26 protein-coding genes are annotated in these 25,311 nt (G+C 39.8%); 15 read left to right on the forward strand and 11 right to left on the reverse strand.

What is annotated here, in order from left to right:
- The first annotated feature begins 25 nt into the window (after positions 1-25).
- Together ACT53H_RS09210 and ppa are read left to right on the forward strand one after the other, a co-directional pair.
- Positions 26-424 carry an MAPEG family protein gene (locus ACT53H_RS09210; RefSeq protein ID WP_009392286.1) on the forward strand — a complete coding sequence of 133 codons (399 nt, stop codon included), beginning with the start codon at positions 26-28 and terminating at the stop codon, positions 422-424.
- A 127-nt stretch (positions 425-551) separates the two neighbouring features.
- Positions 552-1,076: an inorganic diphosphatase gene (gene ppa, locus ACT53H_RS09215; protein ID WP_004795210.1), complete on the forward strand. Its 525-nt coding sequence runs from the start codon at positions 552-554 to the stop codon at positions 1,074-1,076.
- Positions 1,077-1,183: 107 nt separating this feature from the next.
- On the opposite strand, the gene ACT53H_RS09220 is transcribed toward ppa, so the two are convergent.
- Positions 1,184-2,500 carry an OprD family outer membrane porin gene (locus ACT53H_RS09220; RefSeq protein ID WP_049838291.1) on the reverse strand — a complete coding sequence of 439 codons (1,317 nt, stop codon included), beginning with the start codon at positions 2,498-2,500 and terminating at the stop codon, positions 1,184-1,186.
- Positions 2,501-3,223: 723 nt separating this feature from the next.
- Here ACT53H_RS09220 and ACT53H_RS09225 point away from each other — a divergent pair.
- Both ACT53H_RS09225 and ACT53H_RS09230 read left to right on the forward strand, forming a co-directional pair.
- Positions 3,224-3,394, forward strand: a complete 171-nt coding sequence (locus tag ACT53H_RS09225) for a hypothetical protein (RefSeq protein ID WP_476009131.1) — start codon at positions 3,224-3,226, stop codon at positions 3,392-3,394.
- Between the two features lie 56 nt (positions 3,395-3,450).
- Positions 3,451-4,263 (forward strand): TorF family putative porin, encoded by an 813-nt coding sequence (locus ACT53H_RS09230; RefSeq protein ID WP_049838290.1) that lies wholly within the window; start codon positions 3,451-3,453, stop codon positions 4,261-4,263.
- Between the two features lie 42 nt (positions 4,264-4,305).
- On the opposite strand, the gene ACT53H_RS09235 is transcribed toward ACT53H_RS09230, so the two are convergent.
- Complete coding sequence (locus ACT53H_RS09235; protein WP_476009132.1) at positions 4,306-5,184, reverse strand: dihydrodipicolinate synthase family protein; 879 nt, start codon at positions 5,182-5,184, stop codon at positions 4,306-4,308.
- A 15-nt stretch (positions 5,185-5,199) separates the two neighbouring features.
- Positions 5,200-5,976 carry an aldolase gene (locus ACT53H_RS09240; RefSeq protein ID WP_476009133.1) on the reverse strand — a complete coding sequence of 259 codons (777 nt, stop codon included), beginning with the start codon at positions 5,974-5,976 and terminating at the stop codon, positions 5,200-5,202.
- A 111-nt stretch (positions 5,977-6,087) separates the two neighbouring features.
- Between ACT53H_RS09240 and pdxR the strand changes: the two genes are divergently transcribed.
- On the forward strand, positions 6,088-7,521 hold the full coding sequence (gene pdxR / locus ACT53H_RS09245) for a MocR-like pyridoxine biosynthesis transcription factor PdxR (protein ID WP_476009134.1): 1,434 nt from the start codon (positions 6,088-6,090) through the stop codon (positions 7,519-7,521).
- Between the two features lie 24 nt (positions 7,522-7,545).
- Here the strand turns inward: pdxR and ACT53H_RS09250 are convergent, their stop codons facing one another.
- From ACT53H_RS09250 to ACT53H_RS09260, 3 genes are all read right to left on the reverse strand, one after another.
- Positions 7,546-8,091, reverse strand: coding sequence for an NADPH-dependent FMN reductase (locus ACT53H_RS09250; protein ID WP_476009135.1), 546 nt, complete (start codon positions 8,089-8,091; stop codon positions 7,546-7,548).
- 101 nt (positions 8,092-8,192) lie between these two features.
- Positions 8,193-9,680: a YifB family Mg chelatase-like AAA ATPase gene (locus tag ACT53H_RS09255; protein ID WP_174738851.1), complete on the reverse strand. Its 1,488-nt coding sequence runs from the start codon at positions 9,678-9,680 to the stop codon at positions 8,193-8,195.
- Positions 9,681-9,745: 65 nt separating this feature from the next.
- Positions 9,746-9,973 (reverse strand): accessory factor UbiK family protein, encoded by a 228-nt coding sequence (locus ACT53H_RS09260; protein ID WP_004795193.1) that lies wholly within the window; start codon positions 9,971-9,973, stop codon positions 9,746-9,748.
- A gap of 278 nt (positions 9,974-10,251) precedes the next feature.
- Here ACT53H_RS09260 and glnK point away from each other — a divergent pair, with 278 nt between their 5' ends.
- The 6 genes from glnK to ACT53H_RS09290 all read left to right on the forward strand — a co-directional run bounded on the left by glnK (position 10,252) and on the right by ACT53H_RS09290 (position 15,757).
- On the forward strand, positions 10,252-10,590 hold the full coding sequence (gene glnK, locus ACT53H_RS09265; protein WP_000780326.1) for a P-II family nitrogen regulator: 339 nt from the start codon (positions 10,252-10,254) through the stop codon (positions 10,588-10,590).
- A 56-nt stretch (positions 10,591-10,646) separates the two neighbouring features.
- A complete protein-coding gene (locus ACT53H_RS09270; RefSeq protein ID WP_474772375.1) occupies positions 10,647-12,041 on the forward strand; it encodes an ammonium transporter in 1,395 nt (464 codons plus the stop codon).
- A gap of 164 nt (positions 12,042-12,205) precedes the next feature.
- Entirely contained in the window at positions 12,206-12,664 is a 459-nt protein-coding gene (gene nrdR / locus ACT53H_RS09275; protein ID WP_004795187.1) for a transcriptional regulator NrdR, read from the forward strand.
- A 15-nt stretch (positions 12,665-12,679) separates the two neighbouring features.
- Positions 12,680-13,765: a bifunctional diaminohydroxyphosphoribosylaminopyrimidine deaminase/5-amino-6-(5-phosphoribosylamino)uracil reductase RibD gene (gene ribD / locus ACT53H_RS09280; RefSeq protein ID WP_476009136.1), complete on the forward strand. Its 1,086-nt coding sequence runs from the start codon at positions 12,680-12,682 to the stop codon at positions 13,763-13,765.
- A complete protein-coding gene (locus tag ACT53H_RS09285; RefSeq protein WP_005301611.1) occupies positions 13,762-15,054 on the forward strand; it encodes a DNA adenine methylase in 1,293 nt (430 codons plus the stop codon). The genes ribD and ACT53H_RS09285 overlap by 4 nt, the downstream gene beginning before the upstream one ends.
- Positions 15,055-15,097: 43 nt before the next feature.
- Positions 15,098-15,757, forward strand: coding sequence for a riboflavin synthase (locus ACT53H_RS09290; protein WP_002121149.1), 660 nt, complete (start codon positions 15,098-15,100; stop codon positions 15,755-15,757).
- 61 nt (positions 15,758-15,818) lie between these two features.
- Here ACT53H_RS09290 and ACT53H_RS09295 read toward each other — a convergent pair whose 3' ends face one another.
- From ACT53H_RS09295 to ACT53H_RS09310, 4 genes are all read right to left on the reverse strand, one after another.
- Complete coding sequence (locus ACT53H_RS09295) at positions 15,819-16,037, reverse strand: hypothetical protein (RefSeq protein ID WP_005301614.1); 219 nt, start codon at positions 16,035-16,037, stop codon at positions 15,819-15,821.
- A 130-nt stretch (positions 16,038-16,167) separates the two neighbouring features.
- Positions 16,168-16,806, reverse strand: coding sequence for a cell division protein BlhA (gene blhA, locus ACT53H_RS09300; protein WP_107882356.1), 639 nt, complete (start codon positions 16,804-16,806; stop codon positions 16,168-16,170).
- A gap of 37 nt (positions 16,807-16,843) precedes the next feature.
- Positions 16,844-17,251 (reverse strand): DNA polymerase III subunit chi, encoded by a 408-nt coding sequence (locus tag ACT53H_RS09305; RefSeq protein WP_005301618.1) that lies wholly within the window; start codon positions 17,249-17,251, stop codon positions 16,844-16,846.
- Positions 17,244-18,692: a leucyl aminopeptidase gene (locus tag ACT53H_RS09310; protein ID WP_476009137.1), complete on the reverse strand. Its 1,449-nt coding sequence runs from the start codon at positions 18,690-18,692 to the stop codon at positions 17,244-17,246. Before ACT53H_RS09310 ends, ACT53H_RS09305 begins: the two co-directional genes overlap by 8 nt.
- Before the next feature lie 143 nt (positions 18,693-18,835).
- On the opposite strand from ACT53H_RS09310, the gene lptF reads away from it, so the two are divergent.
- The 4 genes from lptF (at position 18,836) to ACT53H_RS09330 (ending at position 23,880) form a co-directional block, all read left to right on the forward strand.
- Positions 18,836-19,936: an LPS export ABC transporter permease LptF gene (gene lptF, locus ACT53H_RS09315; RefSeq protein ID WP_013199136.1), complete on the forward strand. Its 1,101-nt coding sequence runs from the start codon at positions 18,836-18,838 to the stop codon at positions 19,934-19,936.
- Positions 19,936-21,006 (forward strand): LPS export ABC transporter permease LptG, encoded by a 1,071-nt coding sequence (gene lptG / locus ACT53H_RS09320; RefSeq protein WP_151744796.1) that lies wholly within the window; start codon positions 19,936-19,938, stop codon positions 21,004-21,006. Before lptF ends, lptG begins: the two co-directional genes overlap by 1 nt.
- Before the next feature lie 126 nt (positions 21,007-21,132).
- Complete coding sequence (gene gpmI, locus ACT53H_RS09325) at positions 21,133-22,680, forward strand: 2,3-bisphosphoglycerate-independent phosphoglycerate mutase (RefSeq protein WP_049838283.1); 1,548 nt, start codon at positions 21,133-21,135, stop codon at positions 22,678-22,680.
- 15 nt (positions 22,681-22,695) lie between these two features.
- A complete protein-coding gene (locus ACT53H_RS09330) occupies positions 22,696-23,880 on the forward strand; it encodes a S41 family peptidase (RefSeq protein WP_476009138.1) in 1,185 nt (394 codons plus the stop codon).
- Positions 23,881-23,882: 2 nt separating this feature from the next.
- Here the strand turns inward: ACT53H_RS09330 and ACT53H_RS09335 are convergent, their stop codons facing one another.
- Positions 23,883-25,301, reverse strand: coding sequence for a sigma-54-dependent transcriptional regulator (locus ACT53H_RS09335; protein ID WP_476009139.1), 1,419 nt, complete (start codon positions 25,299-25,301; stop codon positions 23,883-23,885).
- Positions 25,302-25,311: the final 10 nt, after the last annotated feature.

A 25,311-nucleotide genomic window follows, 5' to 3' on the forward strand; every position in this document is an offset into this window, starting at 1 on the left:
AGTATTTTCAGTGATGGATGGCACTATGCAGGGCATCAGCGGCATTATCTATATTATTTTAGTGGCATGTTTGCTGCCATACGCATTTACCGTAATTGCAAAGTTTACAGGTGGTTTTCAGCCTGTTGATAATCAAAACCCGAGAGCTTTTTTTGCCAAAACAACTGGTCTGGCTGCTCGTGCAAATGCCGTACAACAAAATAGCTTTGAAAGCTTACCTTTATTCTTAACGGCTATTTTAATGGCCGAATATATGGTCGTCCCAGAATATTTTATTCTGAGATTAGGTTGGGCATATATTATTTTAAGAGTTATTTATGGGATCTGTTATTTAAGTAACTGGGCAACTTTACGCTCGATTGTCTGGTTCTTATCTATATTGTGCCCAATCTTCTTATTAGTGGTCACGATTAAACTGACTTGAGTGTCATTCTGTCATCATTCATATCAACTTTCGCGTGTGCGCATTGTATAATCGGCATCATTTTGATGATATCCACGCTATAATCGAGTGGATTTTACATCTGACTTCATAACGAAAGAGTATTGATATGAGTTACAGCAATATCCCAGCAGGTAAAGATGCCCCAAATGACATCTATGTCATCATTGAAATTCCTGCAAATGCAGCACCAATTAAATATGAAATCGACAAAGATTCTGATGCATTGTTTGTAGACCGTTTCATGGGCACAGCAATGTTCTATCCAGCGAACTATGGTTATGTTCCAAATACTTTGTCTGAAGATGGTGATCCGTTAGACGTACTTGTTGTAACTCCACATCCTGTTGCTGCTGGTTCAGTCATTCGTTGCCGTCCAGTGGGCAAATTAAAAATGGAAGATGATGGTGGTATCGATGCGAAATTAATCGCTGTTCCACACGAAAAATTGTCTCCATTGTATAAAGACGTTAAGGAATATACAGATCTTCCTCCGTTATTAATTAGCCAAATTGAGCATTTCTTCAGTCACTATAAAGATTTAGAACCAGGTAAGTGGGTAAAAATCAGTGGTTGGGAAGGTGCTGACGTTGCTAAAGCTGAAGTATTAAAAGCAATTGAAGCTGCTAAATAAGCTTTAATTGATAAGGCTCAGAATGCCTTAATTGATATTCTGAGCTTAATAAAAAACCTACATCTGTTGCCAGATGTAGGTTTTTTTATGCTTGATAAATTTGTGAATTAGAATAATTTCACAGGAATATCAAGGAATAAACGCCATTCATTGGTGTCACCAATGTAAGCACCTTGGTATGAATCACTTGCACGATAGTACGAGTTACGAATACGAAGGCTTGCATCTTTAGCAAAACCGCTTTGAACAGTGTATTTCACTTGGTTAAAGAACTCACGTTCTTGAGCACTGTCAGTTACATTTCTAACTTTGATGTCCCAACCATATACAAATGCAGTCGTCCAGTTTAAACCAGGCAATACGCCTAACTTACCAAAATCAACGTTGTACTGAATTTGTGCAGATTTTTCATCGTTACCGATGAAGTCAGACATGTAAGAGTTAGGTAAATAGATACTTTGGAAACCATCAGCGTTTTGACCATAGTCATAACCAACATTACCACTGTTTTGCTGGTATGCTAACATCACACTATGTGGGCCAGTTGCATAAGTGCCTGAAATTGCCCAAATATTGTTAGTCTTTTCTTCGCCTGCGATACCATCATTACCATAATTTGGTGCTACAGCCCCAGTTGCTGAGTAAGTATGTGCACTTGCATCGAATTTAGTGTGATAACCACTAAAATCGTAAGTTAATGAACTATCATTCGCTAAAGGCTGTTTAAAGTTTACATTTACATAATGACGTTCAAGCGCATTTTTACTGTCTAAGCCATAATAAGATGCATTTAAATTATCATCAAACTTGTACTTCGCACCCCAAACAATGGCGCGATCAAGACCTCTGCCAGAAGCATCAGCATCGGTATTGATTTGATCAGACATTTGGTCTTTAGTAAATTTACCAGCAACCAATTCAAGATTCTTGATTTCATGGCTGGTTAATAAAGTACCTGTAAAGTATTCAGGAACCATACGTCCAGTATTACTTGCAAGAACAGGTAAATCGAGTACTTGAGTACCGTAACGTACTGTAGTATTCGAGAACCGTGCTTTAACGCTACCGCCACCACGAGCCCAGTGATCGTAAGCCGAACCGTCATTATGTTTAGGAATCATTTGGTTTCCGGCATTTTTATTTTCACCGATCTTAAATGAACCGTCGCCAACAACGCCAACACCGAAGCCAACAATACCAGGGGTAAAGCCTGAATCGATACTTACAATTGCTGACTGAGCAAATGAGCTAGTATCTTTCGCGCCCTGTTTTTTGTCACGGCTGATATAACCTGTACGGAAGAGAATAGAACCGTTCGCATCTTCAACAAATCCTTTTGCCTCGCTTTGCTCGCTTGCCTGAGCTGAGGAAATTATTGCCGCAGAAATGAGAACTGCTAATGTAAGTTTTTGTGCATTTAGCATATTTAAAGAACCTCATAAAAACGATAAATCCTGTGCCTTGTTATTGTTCAGGGCCTAGGATTTCAATCAATTGTATAAGTAATCTATAAAAAAGATATATTTTTGTTGATTTTATTTTATATATGCTATGCAGAAATTGATTAATGTGCTACTGCTTGTTGACTAAATTTACTATTAAGCTTTTATACTTAATGTATTGTTTAAAATAAAAAAAGTAATTTATTTTTTAGTGTATTTTTACCATTTATTTTATATTCCAAGCTCAAAAAATAGTTGATTCTTCTGTTTGTTTTTTGATGGATATGTTTACTTTTTAATCTTCTCTTGAGTTGATTTTTTCGACAATTTATTTTTAATGTTTTTTAAAATGTTACTTTATAACATTATTTTGAAGAGTAATGTGCAAAAATAGATCACTGTAGAAGACCAATAGAATTTAGTTTAAATGGTCAAACTTAGTGCAATATTCTGCGTAAATTTTGTGCATCACTTTTTTCGTTCATATGGCTACTTAAAAAAGACCTAAAATAGTTCATAAGTTTTAAAACAAGAAAAATAAAAAAATCTCATTAAAAGAAATGCCCATTTACAGACCATCAAAAGCTCAGCTTTAAGAAATTTACGTAATTTTTATATCTCTTATTTAAGCTTAGATAGAAATTTTACATGGAGTAAATGGATACTGCTGATGTCGCTCATTTATTTCCGACAAGGTGTTTACTCATGTTGATTTCTTCTCAATGGTTGAAATTATTTTTTTATAATATTGTTTTTTATAAATATATTTTCATAAATATAAAGTGGAATTTTTCTTGTAGAGATATTTTGATTTCAATATTAATGATGTCTAAAGATGGAGAAAATGGACTTGGCACAGCAATTGCTAAAGCTTAAGTAACACAATGTGTTTTATATACATAAATCGTGCATTCATTATGGGGGAGATCAGAATGATGAAATTTGCACTTAAGGCCTTAGGTCTTGGTATCTTTGCAGCAGGTTCAACCATGGCTATGGCTGAAGATGCACCATCTTTTTATGGTATCACCGCAACAGGGAGCGTCGCAGCAACTACAGACTACCGCTTCCGCGGAGTTACCCAATCATCAAATAATCCAGCGATTCAAGGTGGTTTTACTTTTTCTCATAAGTCGGGTGCTTATGTTGCGCTTTGGGGTTCAAGCGTTGACTTTAATACGCCAGGTGTTTCAACTGAAACTGATATCTCATTAGGTTATACCAATACCTTAAAACTGTCAGATAAGCTGGCACCAACCTATGACGTGGGTGTAATTCATTACGGCTATATTGGTTCTGACTCAAAATTTACTAACCCATACAATGGGGATACTGGTTTTGACTTTAACGAATTTTACGGAAAATTAACTTTTGCTGATTCTTTATTTAAAGGTGATGCACTTAGTGTGGGCGTAAGCTACTCAGATGATTATTGGGGTCACTCTGATGAGTTCTGGTACTTCAACGTCGGCTATTCAGCGCCAATTGCAGATACAGGATTTACAGGCCTTGCTTCAGTTGGTTATAACAAGCTCAAAAATAAAGACTCTTTACTTGTAGTTGCGGGTGGACCAGGTGAAGATGATAGCTATATCGATTATAAAGTCGGCGTAAACTATAACATCTTGGGTATTGTTGCTGAGCTAGATGTAGTTGGTACAGATATTAGTACTTCTGGCATGACTGATGCTCAGAAAAAACCTTACGACACAGGTTTAGTGTTTAGTTTAACTAAAACATTCTAAGTATATGCTGTAAAAAAGCGGGTTTATTGACCCGCTTTTTTATTAGTTTTCTATTTCAGAAAGTAGCTGTTTTAACTGGTTAAGTTCAATATCCGTAGCTTTAGATAGTGGCTTACGTGGTGAACCCGCAGTAACACCTTTTAGCTGTAAACCTGCTTTAATCGTTTTGGGTAAACCCCCAGTGACAATAAAGCGTAGTAGAGGAAGTTGCTGATAAAATGATTTTTTGGCCTGTTCTAATTCACCATTTTTTACATGTTCGATAAGTTGTTGAGGTTGTTGACCTAACAGATTTGGCGCTGCTGTACACCAACCACTTGCTCCAGCACATAAAGCTTCTAAAGCTAGAGGGTTGCAGCCGTTATAAAACGGAAGTTCTCCTTTTGAGAGTTCTTGAATTTTATGCATACGTTGAATATCACCGCTGCTTTCTTTTACCATCGTGATGTTTGTAATGTTATTAAACATACGCACGATTAATTCTGGAGACATATCAACACCGCTAGTTGCAGGGTTGTTATAAATCATAATCGGTAAAGTCGTTGCTTGTGCAATCGATTGATAATATTCAAAAATCTCTTGATCTGTTAGCTTCCAATAAGATACAGGAATCACCATAAGTGCATCTGCACCATAGCTTTGCGCGATCTGCGCTTTTTTGATGGCTTGATCCGTCGTGAGTTCTGAAATTCCAATAATGACAGGTACACGTTTATTAATGCTTTCAATTGAAGTTTTAGCGACTAAACACCACTCATCCCATTCAAGATAAGCACTTTCGCCAGTACTGCCTAAAGGCGCAATTGCATCGCAGCCATTTTCAATAAGCAAATCCAGCATCTGTTTTAAAACAGGAAGGTTAATGGTGTTGTCATCAGAAAAAGGAGTAACAGGGTAGCCAATAATGCCGTTTAGTTTCATGGTCGAAATCTCTTTTTAAATACAGTCAGAATGTTTTTTTAAAGCTTTACGTGCGTAGTAAGCAAAGTTCACCTTGTTGCGTTTATCGGTAGATACCCAGTCATGAGCTTCTGTAGCTAAATCGTGTGGGATCGGCTGAATTTGCCCGACCGACATGGCTAGTAATTGCAGTTGAGCTGCGCGTTCAATTAAAAGAGCCAAGTTACACGCTTCTTCAATGGTTTTTCCTGTGACCAGTTGACCATGATGAGACAACAAAACAGCACGGTTTTTACCCAAAGCAGAAGAAATCAAAATACCTTCTTCATTGCCTACAGGAACACCTGGCCAATGGCCTACAAATGAGCAATCTTCGTAGAGTGCGCAGACATCCATTTGAGAAATTATGAGCGGAATTTGAAGCATGGAAAGAGCCGCTACATGAGTCGGATGCGTATGGATAATGCAGTTCACCTCTGGGTGTTCTTTATAAATCCATGTATGAAAACGATTGGCTGGGTTTGCCATACCTTCTTGATTGATAGGTTCTAAGTCTTGATTCACCTCAAGCAAGTTTGAGGCAGTAATTTCATCAAAACCTAAACCAAAACGTTGGGTAATAAAGGATTCTTTACTTTCACTACGACAAGTAATTTGGCCTGCTAAACCAGCATCATGGCCATGATCAAATAAAATACGACAAGTGAGTGCAAGCTTTTGGCGGTCAGTTAAATCTGAGTCACTAATCCACTTTTGCATGTCTTGGTGTGCATGTTGCATAAGGTCTTGTTTGTTTACAGAAGCAGTCTTCATCTCTTCTCCAGTCCAGTTGACCAAATTAAGTAGGTGAAGGCAGAATAGAAAACAACTGGATGAATCAATACATCCAGTTTTAATAAGTTATATGGTCCAGATGGGGCAAATATGCTAAGACCTTGGCAAGTACATTTTCGTATCGATGAAAGAGAAGAAAAGACGGTTTTTCTAAAACTGACCAACTTGATTAGTCAGGAAATTTTAAGTGGCCGATTGGCTCAAGGGACTATGCTGCCGGGGTCTCGTAGCCTATCAAAAGAATTAGGAGTTAATCGGAAAACGGTACAAGCGGTTTATGAAGAATTAGAAGCACAAGGATGGCTTGTGACTCGTCCACGAAAAGGCACATTTGTGGCAGATGTTTTGCCAGAAAAACAACTCCAAATAGAGTCGATATCTGAGCGAAAAGTGAATGAGAAGCCAATTATTCAAGAAGTTGCTTTATATCCACATAACGATGGTGTACCAGATCCACGGCTCATTCCCTACGAACTATTTTCACGCGCCTATCGGCATGCACTGATTAAGATTACCCAAAACCAGTACATGGGATATGGTGACCCACGAGGTATGATTGAGTTAAGACAAGCCTTACAACAAATGTTGTCGATGGAACGTTTTATGAATGTTGCCGCAGATGAGATTTGTATTGTACGTGGTAGCCAGATGGGAATTTTTCTTGCATCTCGTGCATTACCTAATCGGCAGGGTGTTATCGTTGTTGAAGAGCTTTACTATCCATCTGCTTTTAAAGCATTCCAATCAAATGGTTTTCAGGTCGTTTCTGTCAAATTAGATGAACAAGGTATTGTCATTGAGGATTTAGAAGGTCTTTTAAAAGAACATTCGGTTGCTGCCATTTATACAACTCCGCATCATCAATATCCCACAACTGTCACCATGCCAATGAATCGCCGTCTTCAACTCTTAGAGCTTTCAAAAAAATGGGGCTTTTATATTATTGAAGATGACTATGACCATGAATTCCATTATGACAGTCGGCCTATGCCACCCTTAGCAAGTTTGCCTCATTCTGAGTTGGTTATTCATGTTGGCTCATTGTCTAAAGTTTTTGCACCAGGGATCCGTTTAGGCTACATCGTGGCATCGTCACCAATCATTCAATCGATTACTGAAGATATTTTACTGATTGATCGTCAAGGTAATAATATTACTGAACTTGCCTTAGCAGATTTAATGCAACGGGGTGAAATTAAAAGACACATCCGTAAAATGAAAAAAATATATCAACTACGTCGAGACCATGCCTTAGCTGAGTTTAGAAGAGTTTTTGCAGAGCGTGTTCATATACAACCACCCGCGGGTGGAATGGCGTTATGGGTAAAATTCCAGAAACCATTTACTCGAGATCAGCTTATAAAATTAAAAGAACTCAACATTGATACAGAGCATAAGTTTAAACAAAACGAGTCTTCTAATCGTTGTATTCGCTTGGGTTTTGCTGCCCTATCAGAGAAAGAAATTACTTCTTTAATCGAGACCTTAAATCAAGTTCTTAACCAAGGAACAGCGGACTCATAATCCGATGTTCCATTTTAAGAAAGTTCACTCTAATTGGTCTTTATACTTTTGAATCTTTGAGACAAGACTAAGCAGAAAGGGTGTGATTTGTGACTTATATTGTTCAGTTTGTAGCATTTCAACAATTTGTTCAGGCGATTTGCTAAGAAGAGAGAAGCGTAAAAATAAATCTTCAAAAAAATTGCTACTCACTGTCGACAATACTCTTCTTAAAGAAACCAGCATATCGTCACCGCGGCTAGATGCATGAACTAGAACGATAGGCTTGTCTATGATTTCAGTACGGGAAACCATCCAATCAATTGCATTTTTAAGACCACCTGGAATACAACGAATATATTCAGGACTTGAAATGATAATGCCATCTGCGTTAGAAACAGACCTGATGAATTCTTCCACTATGGCAGGTGTTTTTTCTCCCTCATCATCTGGAGAAAAGATAGGCAGATTATTAATTTGATCGAAAACTGAAAACTCAATACTGGACGGTGCGATATCTTTCATTGCTTTTAATAGCGCGGTATTTGTAGATGCTTTTCTTGCACTACCCGAGATAGCCAAAATTTTCATAGCGTCCTCTTTTTTGCCTTTTTATATAGGCTTTAACAAATTCTCTAATGAACAACTCATATACATATTAAAAAAGCGGATACACGATCCGCTGTTGTACCTTAAGAATGATTTCCTCGATAGGAGAGTGCTTCTGTGAGATGCGGACTTTGGATCATCTCGCTTTGAGCCAAATCGGCAATGGTCCGCGCTACTCGTAAAACACGGTGATAAGCACGAGCTGATAGATTTAAACGTTGCTGTGCCATTTCAATCATTCGCTGTGAAGTACTATCAAGTACTGCATATTGCTCAAGTTGTTTTGGTGAGAGCGCCTGATTTAAACAATTTTGTCTTTGCATTTGTTGTTCATAAGCAGAAATCACGCGTTGTCGAACACTGCTGGAGTCTTCAGCAGGTGTTGGATCTTGCAGTTCTTGAGCTTTTAACGGTGGCACATCAATATGTAAATCGATGCGGTCAAGTAATGGCCCCGATATACGGTTCTGATAACGTTTAATACTCTCAGGTGAACATTGGCAACGGCTGTCTTGGTTAAACGCATAACCACATGGGCAGGGGTTCATCGCAGCAATGAGTTGAAAGTTAGCCGGATAAGTAATTTGCCGAGCTGCTCGTGAAATAATGATTTCTTTTGACTCAAGCGGCTGGCGTAAAACTTCTAGCACTTTTCTATCAAACTCTGGAAGTTCATCTAAAAATAAAACGCCTAAGTGAGATAGGGTAATTTCACCTGGTTTAGGATGAGATCCGCCCCCAACCAGTGCAATTGCTGATGCCGTATGGTGGGGCGAACGAAAAGGACGTTGTCCAAACGTATGCGGTGTATTGGAAATCGAATAAATGCTCGCAACTTCAAGTGTTTCTTGATTAGAAAGAGGTGGCAAAATTGAAGGAAGACGTGAAGCGAGTAAAGTCTTACCTGTGCCCGGTGGTCCTTTAAAGAGCAGAGAATGTCCGCCTGCTGCGGCTATTTCTAATGCGCGGCGTGGGCGTAGCTGACCTTTTACATCGGCCAAATCAAATTTATAGGGCATTTGATTTGATGCCGTTGAAGGTTCAATCGAAGATAGAGATTTCGTGCCCAGAAAATGTTCACAGACTTCTTTTAAATGGCCCACCGGATAACACTCAAGGTCCGGTAAATGGTTAATATCTTGACTATTATCGAGAGGTAAAAGCATTTTATGCTTGGCCTGTTGACAGGCCATTGCCAAAGTTAAAGTACCTGACACTGGTCTTACATGCCCATCCAGCGCTAATTCACCAATTAATTCAAAATCTTCGGCACAGTTTTCAGGAAGCTGACCAGAAGCAATTAAAATGCCTACAGCAATTGGTAAATCCAGACGTGACCCATCTTTGGGCAAATCTGCTGGTGCAAGATTAATGGTCAGCCGTTTAGTTGGAAATTGAAATCCACTATTAATAATGGCTGAGCGAACTCGGTCTTTACTTTCTCTAACTGCCGCTTCTGCTAGTCCGACAATAGTAAGAGAAGGTAAGCCTTGACTTACATGGACCTCAACTTCAATTAGAGGTGCATGTAAACCCAAAAGTCCCCGTGTATAAATTTTAGAAAAAGACATCTTATTGTTCCATTATGGTGCTTCATTTTTAATCGTTGTAAAGTATAAGTGCGCTACGTTGGTGCTTATTTTTTATTCTTTAAAGTTTCTTCTAACAGACTTACTTGTTTTTGTAGCTCTTCTAAACGTTGAGTGGCCGATTGAAGTGCGGTCTTTTGACGGTCAATCTCTTGTTTGGAAACAAGATCCAACTTTTCGACTGCTTCATTTAATAAAGCACGTAAATTTTTTTCCAAATCTTTTTTAGGCTCATCAATTTGTTCCAAAATGGCCTGTAATAATGTTTCTAGCATGAGATATCCAAAGTGTTGTATTACCTTATGGTTTATAGTTTAACACTGCTTGAACGTGGGATATAGGTTTCAATTCTTTTAGTATAAATAGAACATTAAATCAGCACTCAACGATACTGAAAATTCATTTTATTTTTAATAGCTCATCTACATCTTGATCACTAAATAGGTTATAAAGAAAGTTCATGCAATAGATTCATTTCCCTCAACCTTTGAAATATTGGCATGAAAATTGAACATAAAACCTTACTGGTGAAAAGAAGCCGAAGGAAACAAACATGAAGCTTGTAACTGCAATTGTAAAACCGTTTAAATTGGATGATGTGCGTGAAGCGCTCTCTGACATTGGTGTACAAGGGATTACCGTAACTGAAGTTAAAGGTTTTGGTCGTCAAAAAGGACACACAGAACTCTACCGTGGCGCAGAGTATGTGGTTGATTTCTTACCTAAAGTAAAAATCGAAATTGCGATTAGTGATGAAATGGTTGACGCGGTAATTGAATCAATTACTCGTGTAGCAAGCACTGGAAAAATCGGCGATGGTAAGATTTTTGTGACTAACCTGGAACAAGTTATCCGTATCCGTACGGGTGAAACTGGACCAGATGCTGTCTAATTGGCACAAAGCTTGCTGAGTAGAAAATAACTCGCAAATGAGGTTGGGGGACACGAATGAAAAAAATGCTTATGGCGCTGAGTCTATCAGGCGCTCTTTTGGGTGGTACTGCCGTTTGGGCAGAAGATGCTGTAACAACGCCTACATCGGAAGTTGCGGCTACATCAACATCTCCAGCTACTGCAACCACTGCAGAAGCACCAGTTGCTGAAACTCCAGTAGCTCCAGCACCAACACCAAAACTTGATACAGGCGATACATCTTGGATTTTAGTTTCAACAGCTTTGGTTCTATTAATGACCATTCCTGGTTTGGCACTATTCTACGGCGGTATGGTACGTAAGAAAAATGTATTAAGTACTATGATGTTCAGCCTTTCCGCTGCAATTTTAGTAAGTTTGCTGTGGGTGATTGCAGGGTATTCAATCGCGTTCTCTGGCACAGGTGCATTTTTTGGTGATTTGTCTAAAGCAATGCTCAACGGGGTGGCGTTTGATGCATTGAGCGGGACAATTCCTGAAAGTCTCTTTGTTATTTTCCAAATGACTTTTGCCATTATTACAGTTGCAATCCTTAGTGGTTCTATTGCAGACCGTATGAAATATTCAGCTTTCATGGCATTCATTGCAATTTGGGTACTTGTTGTTTATGCACCAATTACTCACTGGGTTTGGGCAACAGATGGCTGGTTATTTAAAGCAGGCGCATTAGATTTTGCTGGTGGTACAGTTGTACACATCAACTCAGGTGTTGCAGGTCTCGTTGCTGCTTACATGCTTGGAAAACGTATTGGCCTTGGCCGTGAATCTATGGCTCCTCATAATCTGACTCTAACAGTTGTTGGTGCAAGCTTACTTTGGGTGGGTTGGTTCGGCTTCAACGGTGGTAGTGCATTAGGCGCGGGTGCTCGTGCAAGTATGGCAATTTTAGTGACTCAAGTTGCTGCTGCCGCTGCTGCATTCTCTTGGTTGGTTGTTGAACGTATGATCCGTGGCAAAGCATCTGTATTAGGTGGTGCTTCTGGTGCGGTAGCTGGTTTGGTTGTGATTACACCAGCAGCAGGTTTTGTCGGTGTAGGCGGTGCTTTAGTCATGGGCCTTATCGGTGGCGTAGTGTGCTTCTGGGGTATTACTGCACTTAAACGCTTACTTAAAGCCGACGATGCTTTGGATGCGTTTGGTTTACATGCAGTAGGTGGTATTGTCGGTGCGATTTTAACTGGCGTATTCTACAGTGACGAAATTATTAAAGCAGCTAACGTTACCTTAGCTCCAACATTCGCTGGCCAATTATGGGTACAAGTTGAAGGCGTATTGGCAACCATGGTTTACAGTGGTATCGCGACTTTCGTTATTCTTAAAGTGATTGATCTTGTGATTGGTATCCGTGTGAACGCTGATGATGAGCGCATGGGTCTGGATTTAAGCCAACATGGCGAACGTATTGAATAATCATCATTAATATATCTGCTGTCTTAAAAGAACAGTCTTGAGCTGTGATCAAAGCGATACTTTGATCTTGCTCAGGGCTGTTTTTTTGTCTTATAGAATGCTGGTTCTGTAAGTGTAGAAATTTTGCTACACTAGGTCAAAGTAATCGACCCTATAAATCCGCTATGCATTGTCCATTTTGCAACGCCGCAGATAGTAAAGTCATCGATTCACGTTTAGCCGCCGAAGGCTGTCAGATTCGTCGACGTCGTGAGTGTGTAAGTTGCGGTGAACGTTTTACCACTTTTGAAAGCTATGAAGTGGTAATGCCCCGTGTGATCAAATCGAATGGAAAAAATGAACCTTTCGATGAGGCCAAATTACGTCGTTCGTTAATGCATGCTTTGCAAAAACGTCCGGTCACACAAGAGCAGATCGAAACAGTTTTAAGTGATATTCAGTTGCAGATTCGCCGTTTAGGTGAACGTGACGTAAAATCTAGAACAATTGGTGAAATCGTCATGCAATCTCTATTTGCCCTTGACCATGTCGCTTATGTCCGATTTGCTTCTGTATATCAAGATTTTCAGGATGTTGAGGCGTTTCGTCGTCAAATTGAGCAAATGCAACAACGTGAACAATAACTATTTGAGATTTTTATGTCTGAGTTGAAAAAAGATCAATATTGGATGCAGCAAGCTATTGAACTTGCCAAACGAGGTCTATATTCGACTAAGCCTAATCCAAATGTTGGTTGTGTCATTGTCAAAGATGATCAGTTAATTGGTGAAGGCTTCCATCCTAAAGCGGGTCAACCACACGCAGAGGTATTTGCTTTACGTCAGGCAGCTGAACAAGCACAAGGTGCAACAGCCTATGTCACGCTTGAGCCATGTGCGCATTATGGGCGAACGCCTCCTTGTGCTGAAGCACTGGTTAAAGCACAGGTTAAAAGAGTAGTTGTGGCATGCCCTGATCCAAATCCGCTTGTTGCGGGGAAGGGTGTTCAGATTTTGAAAAATGCCGGAATTGAAGTAGATGTTGGCATTTGTGAAGATTTAGCAGAGAAATTAAATCAAGGTTTCTTAAAGGCGATGTCTACAGGCATGCCTTATGTACGCTTAAAAGTAGCTTCAAGTCTAGATGGACGTACGGCAATGGCATCTGGTGAATCGAAGTGGATTACCGGTGCAGTTGCACGTCAGGATGTCCAGCATTGGCGTGCCATTTCAGGCGCGGTAATTACAGGTATTGAAACTGTGATTGCAGATGATTCTCAGCTTAATGTGCGCTCACTCGGTCATATTGATATTGAGACAGTTGCTCAACCAAAACGGGTTGTTTTAGATCGTCAGGGGCGTTTGCCACTTAACGCTAAAATTTTAGAAAACCCTGAAACTGTGATGGTCATGGGACCATATCGCGAAGAACTTGCCGATTTAGGCGTGATACAATTAGAAATTCAGCCTTTAAAAATGCTGTTACAGACCCTACCTAAGCAACATCAAATTTATGATGTATTGGTGGAAGCCGGTGCGACATTATCTACTGCCTTTTTACAAGAAGGTTTGGTAGATGAGTTGATCAGTTATATTGCCCCAACATTTTTGGGGAAAAGTGCAAGAGCCATGTTCAATGCAGAGTTTGAATATATGGCACAACAACTTCGTTTTACACTTCTTGATGTGACACAACTTGATCAAGATATACGCTTAAGGTTAATCCCTACGCAAGAGAAAGTATGAATTCAGAGCCTTCGGTTTATCACAAACGTCGTCATGCGGCCCGTACGACAGACGAATATCTTTTCCATCAGCTTGTTCCTTACCTAGGTAACAAGCGCCGATTGCTCCATCTAATTTTAGAAGCCCTTGAAATTACAGGGACACTGAATAGCAAGAAAAAGAATCCTCCGATTTTTGCCGATTTCTTTGCCGGCAGTGGTGTCGTGTCTCGTTTAGCACGTCAAAATGGTTACCGTGTCATTGCAAATGACTGGGAACCTTATAGCCATGCTTTAAATCATGCGATTTTAGCTTGTACCGATGCACCTGCATTTAAAGAGCTAGGTGGCTATCAGAAGGCAATTGACTATTTAAATCGCTTACCTGAAGTTAAAGGTTGGGTAACGCATAACCTTTGCCCCCGTAACGATGATGTATACGATCCAACTCGTGACCGTTTATTCTTTAAACGCCGTAATGGTATGCGTATTGATGCGATTCGCCAGCAGATTGCAACATGGCAGGCACAAGGTGCAATTAATGATGTAGAGATGAGTGCTTTGCTTGCACCATTACTCTATTCCGCAAGTTTTGTGAGTAACACCAGTGGTGTATTTAAAAGCTTCCACCAAGGGTGGGGCGGACGTACACAAACTGCATTGGAACGAATTGAGTCATTGCTTTGGTTAACACCAAGCCGTTTTTGCGAGATTGGTGACCGTAAGCGTCCTGCTGCTGAAATGTGGTGTGTAGATTCACAGCATCTCGCAAATCAAATGAGTGGTTTTGAAGTCGATGTTGCCTATCTTGATCCACCGTATAACCAACATGCTTATAGCAGTAATTACCATGTTTTGAATGCATTAACTTTATGGGATCAGGTCGATTTACCATCACCAGATACTAAAGGTTATAAGAGTGGAATTGATAGAGCTTGGCGTAAAGAACGTCCGAGTCCATATAACTCTTCTAAATATGCGAAAGATGCGTATGAAAAGTTACTTTCAACCATCAATGCCCGCTATATTCTGACCAGTTATTCAACTGATGGTAATATCGAGCCTAAAGATTTGCTTATGGCTAATCTGGAGCGCGGCAAAGTGACCTTGTTAACACAAGATGTTCCGCGCTATCGAGTAAGTAAACAACGACAGTCTGAACGTGCACGCGTGCTTGAGTTTATTGTGATTACTGATACTCATGCTAAGTCAGGACCACCATTACGTCAGTTATTAGGCCAGCTTTACCACTTCGCCGAGCTAGGTGGTGTAGATACTTCAGGTAATAGTACACAGCTCGCACTTTGGTAAGCGCTGCAATTTAAGCAGTGTAAAAAGATTTGGAGATTGAGCCATGTTTACAGGCATTATTGAAAGTTTAGGAAAAGTTGAAAGCCTGCAAAGCGTAGGTGGTGATGTGCGTTTACGTATTCAGACTGATCTGGATATGTCAGATGTACATTTGGGTGACTCAATTGCGACCAATGGTATTTGTCTCACCGTGATTGAATGGGGCGATAACTGGTACGCAGCGGATGTTTCTCGTGAAAGCTTGAATCGTACGACTTTAGGTAACTGGAAAGTTGGGCAACGTGTCAATGTTGAAAAGGCAATGTTACCGACAACACGCTTTGGTGGACACATTGTGAGTGGCCATGTTGATGGTGTGGGTGAAATTACTGTAGTACGTGAAGATGCTCGCTCAATCTATTATGAAGTTACAGCACCGACAGAACTTGCTAAATATTTAGCCGAAAAAGGTTCTGTGACCGTAGATGGGATTAGCTTAACGATTAACCACTTACGTGGAAATATTTTAAGCTTAAACTTAATTCCGCATACAGCAGAGCGTACTAACATTGGAACATGGCAAGTTGGTAGTAAAGTAAACCTAGAAGTCGATGTTTTGGCGCGTTATATCGAGCGTTTATTACTTGGTGACAAGGCTGCTGAACAAAAAACAGAATCAAATATTAGTATGGCTTTTTTAGCTGAGAATGGTTTTTTAAAATAAAAAGCTAAATCGTTAAAATAAAAAAACCGGACACTTGTTCCGGTTTTTTTATTTTGAAAATTTATTGCTTGGTTAGCGTAACCGAGTTTGTGCCGACCCATGGTTTATTATGTTGGGTGCGTGTAATTGAAAATTCGCCTTTTTCTGACTCTCGTGTGAGTAAGATAGATAAAGAGTTAAAGTCATTATGACTCATATAAAGTTCTTGTGCTGAAAATGTCCATTGTTCACCCTGATTAAGCTGCTCAAGTTGCATTGAAATCTGATGCGGAATGTCCATTTTTACCCTCATTAATTTTCATAAATAACGATCCGATATTCTAATAATTATTTGAACTAAAAGAATATTGTACATGACTATTCTGTGACAATTAAATGTCATTTTTATGACAAAGGGAGTCTTAAAAACTTTACTTTTCTATTTTTTCATCAGAAAACTTAGAATTCTTTAAAATGTATTCAATTTCTTCTTGAGCTGCCGAATTTAGCTTGGCTCGGAAAGCTGTTACAGACTGTTCAATTAAGCTCTCAGCTTCAAGTTCTAAACGAATGCGTAAACTTTCAAGCTCAGATAAGATTTGATCATCGGTAATACTAAGTTTTACGCCAGCAGAATAATTGACTGCTGGTGTTTCAGGGTTTTTCTGATAACGCGCAGTTTGCTCTGCAACCTCTTGTTCTAAATGACTACGTAATGTGTGTAATGTTTCAGTCTGTTCATTAAATTTTCGAATTTCGTCTGCTTGCAACTCCGCAGCATAAGCAGCTTCTGATGCACGTTTGTCAGCAAGCGATTTTTCTAAAGCAAGTTGACGACGAATACGTGCTTGCTCGATGAGCTCTGCTTTAAGATCTGCATAGGCTTGTTCAATTTTTTGCTGTGATTCTAATTGCGCTTTTTCATCATTTAAAACCCAAAGCTGAATAGGCGTTTGAGGCTCTAGTAAGTCACAAATACGTGCCAGATCCTGTTGATAGGTATGACGGACAGCTTCAGGCGCATTTAACCATCTTTTTTTAAAATCTTGCCCGACATTTAATGCCACCATGTTTCTCCTTGATCAACAGTATTTACATTTTAGCGCGTTATAATTTAAAGGTCCGCGGTTCTATACCCAAACGGCGATACATTTTAAATTTTTCTCGACCAATTTGCTTGGCTGTTTCATTATTTTCAACAATTTCTATAATGTGGCTAAAATGATCAACTTGTTCAAGTGCATGATTGTTAAAATTAAATACTAACAGGCCTTGTTCAAGTGGTTGTTTAGCCGAAATACATACAGCAGCATCAGTCTGATCAATGCCATGCGCAATGAAACTGACAGGGTCGAAGTCCCATAATCTTTCATCAAGCATCTGCTGTAGCTGCACATCTGGGCAATACCACCAGATTTTAGGATGCTTCTGTAATATTTTTCGACATAAACGGCAAGCACTATCGACTTGCCGTTCTTCGCTGGTTTCAAACAGATAAAAACTAACTTTAGCCATTCGTATTTACACGATTCGCTAAAAATTGCATGAGTAATGGTACTGGACGACCTGTTGCACCTTTAGCTGGACCCGATAACCATGCTGTTCCTGCTACATCTAAATGAGCCCAACGATATTCACGTGTAAAGCGCTCAAGGAAACATGCAGCTGTAATCGCGCCGCCATATGGACCACCGATGTTTGCAATATCCGCAAATGGTGAATCAAGTAATTCTTGATAATCATCAATCACTGGCATACGCCACACACGGTCAAATGATTGTTCGCCAGCTTGTTGGAGCTCTGTTGCCAAAGTATCATCTGGTGAGAACAACCCACTGAGTACTTTGCCTAAAGCGACTACACACGCACCTGTTAAGGTCGCGATATCAACCACGACTGCTGGATTAAAGCGTTTAATATAGGTCAATGTGTCACACAGTACTAAACGGCCTTCAGCATCTGTATTTAAAATTTCAACAGTTTGACCGCTCATGGTGGTCACAATGTCACCTGGACGAGTTGCTTTACCAGAAGGCATATTCTCTGCTGCTGCAATCGCTCCAACGACATGAATAGGAAGTTTTGCTTCGCATAGGGCACGAATGGTACCAAGTACAGATGCTGCACCACACATATCGAATTTCATTTCATCCATGCCAAGGCCTGGTTTTAATGAAATACCACCTGTATCAAAAGTTACGCCTTTACCAACGAGAACAACCGGAGCTTGATCAATCTGTGCTTGATATTCGAGCGTTACAATACGGCCCGGACGTTCAGATCCTTTACTGACTGCAAGAAAAGCATACATGCCTAAATCAGCCATTTGTTGCTCATTTAAAACAGTTACTTTAAGTAAGTCAGGGAATTCTGCGGCTAAAGCTAGAGCCTGTTCTGCCAAATATTCTGGGAAACAAATATTCCCCGGACGGTTGCCAAGATCACGTGCATAAGACTGACCAGACTGTACTGCATGTACTAAAGCCAGTTGTTTTTCATCTAGGCTAGTTGTTGAACTAATTAAATCAACCTGTTGTAACACAAATTCATTTTTTTTCGATTTAAACTCATCATAACCATAAGCTGCTTGAGTTAAGCTTAAAGCAAATAAATAATGGTGCTCGACAGGTAACGCAGCAATATCAATTGCGATATGCTTAAATTTATTTTGTGTCGATTTGATAATCGTTTGGGCAAGTTTAGCGAGCTTGACTGCCTGAAGTTCAGCTGTTTTTCCTAAGCCAAGTAATTGGCTGTGAGGCTGATTTGAAATCTGACCAAATAAAGGCAGAGTTTCATTGAAGTTGCCTTTAAATTGGGTAGCGTTCAGAACGCTTTCTAGGTTATTGATTTGATATGTGTTGACGTTGCTTTGTAGCTGTTCTGAATCAACTAAAACCCACAAAGATTCATTAGATGTCTGTTCGGGAAAAGTTGTATAAGTTGTAAATTTCATGGCTGTCGTGATTGCCTATAGAAAGTTATGATGAATTAAAACATTGAAACACTTTCAAGCATAGCGTTGCAATGTGCGGTTTTATATTTTTAACATTCGGGTAAACTAGCAGTCGTCCCGATTAGCCTTTTGGAAGTATTACTTTGATTATTCGGCGTTATCTCGTCAAGCAAGTTGTCTCTACCTCATTGGTGGTCATTTCTTTATTGACCTTAATCATGATGGGTGGTCGTCTGATCAAATACTTTGGTGTGGCGGCGCAGGGGCGTTTAGATGCCAGTATCTTATTTAGCATCATTGGATATCGTTTACCTGAATTTCTAACACTCATTTTACCACTGGGTTTTTTCATTGGCTTAATGTTGGTGTTTGGTCGTTTATATGTTGACCATGAAATGGCAGTACTGAACGGTAGTGGGGTGAGCCGTCACCAATTGGCACGATTACTCATTCCAATGACGCTTGTTTATATGGTTTGTCAGTCTGTGCTTATGCTCTGGATGACGCCGTGGGGACTGCGTGAGTTTGAAAAATTAACCACCACCCAAGCGGTTAGGACAGGCTTCGATTTGGTTCGCCCAAGAGAATTTATCTCTTCTGGACCCTATACGATTTATGCAGGTTCATTGTCAGAAGACCGAAAGAACTTGAAGGACATTTTCTTTTATCAACGTGCGACCAAAGAAGATAAGCCAGATGTCATGATCTTGGCAAAAGAAGCGACTCGTGTAGAAGTTGCAAATGACACAGCCAATGTCGTTGATCTGGTGCAAGGCCGCCGTTATGAAATATTCCCGGGACAACCAAAATACACACAAGCAGAGTTTCAGTCTTATCGTCTACGTTTAGAAAATGATAAAGATGTTAAGTTTGAAAGTGGCGATGTAGAAGCATTATCAACGACTAAACTCTTTTCAAAAACAAATGATCCAGTCATAAGAAGTGAGTTGGGATGGCGTTTGTTTGGACCATTCACCATTATTATTGCTTTAATGCTTTCTGTGGCATTGTCTGAGGTGAGTCCACGACAAGGTCGTTATTACCGTCTTATTCCGGCGATTTTTATTTTTTCCAGTCTGATCGTATTAATGATTGCAATCAAGACTCGTATTAGTAAAGAAGAACTCGATATTTGGGCTTATCCTGCCGTGTTGGTGGTTTATGGTGTTGCAGCAGCCTTATTTTCACGTAAACAGAAGTTGGCACCAAAAATCAAGAAACAGATCAAGCGAGTGAAATTATAATGTTAGCACGTCGAATAGTTGCCAAATATGTGACGAAAACCACTGCGCTTGCAATGTTTGGCACCACAGTTGTTTTGTCGATTTTACAGATATTATTTACGTATCTGGGCGAGTTGGGTGAGCTCAAACCAGACTATAACGCATGGCAAGCTCTCATCTATGTATTATGGGGCGCTCCTCGTTATCTATATGAAATTTTGCCTATTTCTGCCTTGATTGGTGCTGTAATTGGTTTAGGGTCACTAGCAACCAGCAGTGAACTTATTGTTATGCGCTCTGCTGGTATTAGCTTGTGGCGTATTGTTGGTTGGGTGATGCGCTCAGCTTTACTGCTTATTATTTTGTCTTTTGCTTTAAGTGAATGGGTTATTCCATATACAAATGAAAAAGCAGAAAGTGTTAAAAGTCACCGCTCTGTAGCTGCTTTAGGTGAAGTAAAAGGTTATTGGTCACGTGAAGGGCAGCGATTTATCTATATCGACTATGCTAACTCTCAGGGCAATTTAAAAGATATTCAAGTGGTCGATTTTGACCAGAACTATTATTTGCAATCATTAATCAATGCTCAGCAAGGACAGTTCGTAAAAGATGGTCAATGGGCTTTGAAGAAAGCACAACAAATGGATATTTTGGCGGCAGGAAATGCCATCAAAACCGACCATGACGAACAATCGCTTTCTTTAGCATTGCAGCCTAAATATGTGCACATGGTGACTTTAGATCCTGAAGATTTATCGCCAAGCCAGCTCATCAGTTTTATGCGCTATATGGATGAATATAGTCAGGTTCCAAAGACCTATCAATTGGCTTTCTGGCAAAAAGTTGCCTCGCCATTTTCGTTGATTGCTCTGGTTCTCGTGGCATGTTCATTTATTTTTGGGCCACTACGCCAACAATCGATGGGTTTCCGTTTGGTGATCGCATTGTTTATTGGTTTGAGTTTCTATTATTTGCAGGATTTCTTGGGTTATGCCAGCTTGGTTTATGCCCCATCTCCTGCATGGTTCGTACTCGTACCTATCTTGTTAATGTTTGGTGCCGGAAGTTATCTGCTTTACCGCGCTCGCTAGTAATAATTGAAATTTATGGTTTTCATCAATCGTAGATATTGGTGAAAGCCATAGGAAAAAATAGAGTCTTGACCGAAAATTCGGTAAGATATTGTGACGAAATTGTAGACAAAAGAGAAATAGATTATGACGGATGCAACTGCTGGCAAGATCCCTCACGTTCTGGTCATTATGGATGGTGTTGGTCACCGTGAAGCGACTGAAGATAATGCCTTTCTTGCAGCAAAAACACCGAATTTAGCGGCAATGACCGCAAAGCATCCAAATAGTCTAATTTCTGGTTCTGGCGAAGATGTTGGTTTACCTGATGGACAAATGGGTAACTCTGAAGTTGGTCATATGAACCTTGGCGCAGGCCGTGTGTTATATCAAGACTTTACCCGTATTACTAAAGATATTCGTACTGGCGACTTTTTTAAACATGAAGTGTTGATTGACGCTGTTGAAAAGGCCAAAGCTGCTAATGGTGCTGTTCATATTATGGGCTTGCTCTCAGAAGGTGGCGTCCATTCACATGAAGACCATATTGTGGCGATGTGTGAGCTTGCATTAAAACGCGGTGCAAAAGTTTATTTACACGCTTTCCTTGATGGCCGTGATACCCCTCCACGTAGTGCTCAGCCATCTTTAGAAAAATTAGATGCATTATTTGCTCAATATCCGGGTCAAGGCCGTATCGCGACCATGATTGGCCGCTACTTTGCAATGGACCGCGACAACCGTTGGGATCGCGTTGAACAAGCTTATCGCTTGTTAACTGAAGGTGAGGCACTTCGTACTGCACAAACAGCAGTGGAAGGATTAGAGTTAGCTTATGCAGCCAATGAAAATGATGAGTTTGTAAAGGCGACTCGCATTGGTGATATTGCTAAAGTACAAGATGGCGATAGCGTTGTATTTATGAATTTCCGTGCTGACCGAGCTCGTGAAATTACTCGCGCATTTGTAGAAAAAGACTTTGCTGGTTTTGAGCGTAAAGTTGTTCCAAATCTTTCTAAATTTGTGATGCTTACTCGTTATCAGGCTAGCATTGATGCGCCAGTTGCATACATGCCTGAAGCTCTCAAAAATTCATTGGGTGAATATTTATCTTCTCTTGGAAAAACTCAGTTACGTATTGCCGAAACTGAAAAATATGCGCATGTAACATTCTTCTTTAGTGGTGGGCGTGAAGATGAATATCCAGGTGAGAAACGTATTTTAATTCCATCTCCAAACGTTGCGACATACGATCTTAAGCCTGAAATGAGTGCTTATGAAGTAACTGATGAATTGGTTAAAGCCATTAATTCTGGTGAATATGATTTATTGGTTGTGAACTATGCCAATGGTGATATGGTAGGCCATACAGGTATTTTTGATGCGGCAGTTAAAGCAGTTGAAGCGGTTGATACTTGTTTAGGTCGTGTCTATGAGGCAGTTATGGCGAAAAAAGGCCACATGCTCATTACTGCTGACCATGGTAACGTTGAACAGATGCAAGACTACGAGAGTGGTCAAGTTCATACTCAACATACAACGGAACTTGTACCGTTTATCTATGTTGGGCCAACACAAGCAACTATTGCAGAAGGTGGTGTGCTTGCCGATGTAGCACCAACGATTCTCAATTTAATGCAGATTCCTGTTCCTGCTGAAATGCAAGGACGTAACCTGATTACATTATCTGCATAAACCAAAGGTGATTGGATGCTGCAACACATTAAATATAAAAAACTTATTGTAAGTATGTTGCTGTGTTGCAGCCAATTTTCTTTTGCGGCACCAGTTGTAAAAGAGAAATTGTCACCTTTGCATTCTGATTCGGAAGAACCAGAACATAGTTATGCAGAGGTGCCGATCGAGTCGATTCAACAGTTTGTACAAATCTATGGAATCGTTCGAGATAACTATGTCGACGTGAAGTCTGACGATGCCTTATTTCAACAAGCCATTAAAGGGTTAGTGAGTGGGCTAGATCGTTATTCACGTTATTTGTCGGCAGAAGAATATCGTCAACTCATTCAATATACCGAAGGTGACCTTGCCTCGGTTGATTTTGCTTTAAGCCCTGAATTACATCTCCATAAATGGATAATTCGTGATCTTAAAACAGGTTCAGACTCATATAAATTAGGCTTGAGAAATGGTCAGACGATTCTCAAGATTGATAATCAAGACTTAAAAAATTTAAACCAAGATCAAGTACTTGGTCTGCTTTACGGTTCTATTGGAAGTACGCTTCAAGTACAGACAGAAGAGTTAAGTGGAAACATTAACTTAGTTCGTAATAAAAAAATAGAAACCGATATCGAACCTGTAATGCTACATAATCAGGTTTTAGTACTCAAAATTAGAGTATTCCAGCAAGATACGGCAAATGAAATTAAACGGTTAATTGAAGAAAATAGTTCACCACGTTTAAAAGCCGTTTTAATCGATTTGCGAAATAATCCAGGTGGATTGTTATCAGCAGCAGTCGAGTCAGCAGATTTATTTTTAAATAATGGAATTATTGTTTCAACTAAAAGCCGTTCGGAAGGTAATCAACAATTTCAGGCTTTGCCCGGCAATGAATTTCAGAATATAAAATTAGGTATATTAATTAATCATCGCTCCGCATCAGCAGCCGAAGTCTTTACCGCAGCGATGAAAGAACACCAGCGTGCATGGGTCATGGGTGAAAAAAGTTATGGAAAAGGCGTAGTGCAAAAACTATTTCCTTTACCAAGTGGTGCGGCACTACAAATGACAGTCTCACACTATTACACGCCAAACGGCAATATGATTGAAGGGCAAGGTATTCAGCCTAATCAGACCTATCCTTTGCCCCCAGAAATGAAAGAAGACGTCTATTTAGATCGCGTTGCAGACTTATTTCTAAAGAAAAAGTAGTTTTATACTTCTTCTCCCAATTCGGTATCTAAGCCAAACTTTTTTAGTCGATAGCGTAAAGAACGAAAAGTCATTCCTAGCTTTTTAGCTGCTAATGTTCGGTTCCAATGAGTCATGTCCAATGCGTTCAATAGAAGATCTTTTTCAATATTTTCTAAGTAGCGTTCTAAACCTTCCATTGGTAGTTTTGGTCGAGTTTGGGCAATCGCAGTTGACGTGTCATTCAATGGTTGAGTGGTGATTTGAGAGTTAACACTACTGCTTCTAAGAAGAGGTGCTAGATGTGTTAAATCAATAAACTCATCATCACTTAAGGTAATAGCTCGTTCAATCATATTTCTTAATTCACGAACATTACCCGGGAAATCTTGCTGTAATAAATAAGTTTCACCAGTTGTAGTTAATTGTTTGCTTGGAATTTCCCATTCCATACAAACTTTTTGAATAAAATGATTGGCTAATAACAAAATATCGCCACCGCGCTCACGTAGTGGTGGCAAAATAATATCCATCACATGAATACGGAAAAATAAGTCCTGACGGAATTTACCTTGTCGGACTAATAAATCTAAATCTTGGTGACTGGCGCTGATTACTCGAAAATCAACATCAATTTCCTGATCTGAACCTACAGGACGAATTTTTTTCTCTTGCACTGCCCGAAGCAATTTAACTTGCATACTTAAAGGCAATTCGGCAATTTCATCTAAGAATAAACTGCCACCATGAGCTGACAAAATAAGGCCTTGTTTGTCTTGGGTCGCTCCAGTAAAACTTCCTTTTTTATGTCCAAAAAGTTCACTTTCCATGAGCTCGGTTGGGATGGCTCCACAGTTAATCGCAATAAACGGGCCTTCGCTCCGATTACTCAAGCGGTGAATAAGATTAGCAACAACCTCTTTACCTGTACCAGATTCGCCTGTAACAAACACAGGAGCTTGAGAGCGGGCTATTTTTTTAATAGCTGTTCGTAAGTTTTGTATTGGGGGAGAACGACCAATTAATAGGTCATTTTCCAAAGTTGTTTCACCAAACTCATGCTCTGGTTTTGGCTGACTTAGCGCTTTTTTTAATAACTGATCTAAATGAATTTGGTTAATAGGTTTACTTACAAAGTCAAAAGCTCCTGCCTTTAACGCTGCAATTGCAATATCCATATTGCCGTATGCAGTTAAGACTGCAATGGGTGTGTGTGGGTAAGTTTGAGAAACGTGTTTAACCAATTCTAAACCGCTACCATCGGGTAGGTTTAAATCGGTTAAGCAAGCATCGTAATGAAACTGAGTAAAGAGTTGTTTGGCCTGTTCAACCCGATAAGCAAGATGTGTTTTAATCCCCATTCGTGCAAGAGTCATTTGCATTAAAAGGCACAAATCTTCTTCATCGTCTACAAGCAAAACCAGTGGTTGCTGTTCTGCCATTTCCCCAAAA

Source organism: Acinetobacter sp. DMC2, from assembly GCF_056314305.1.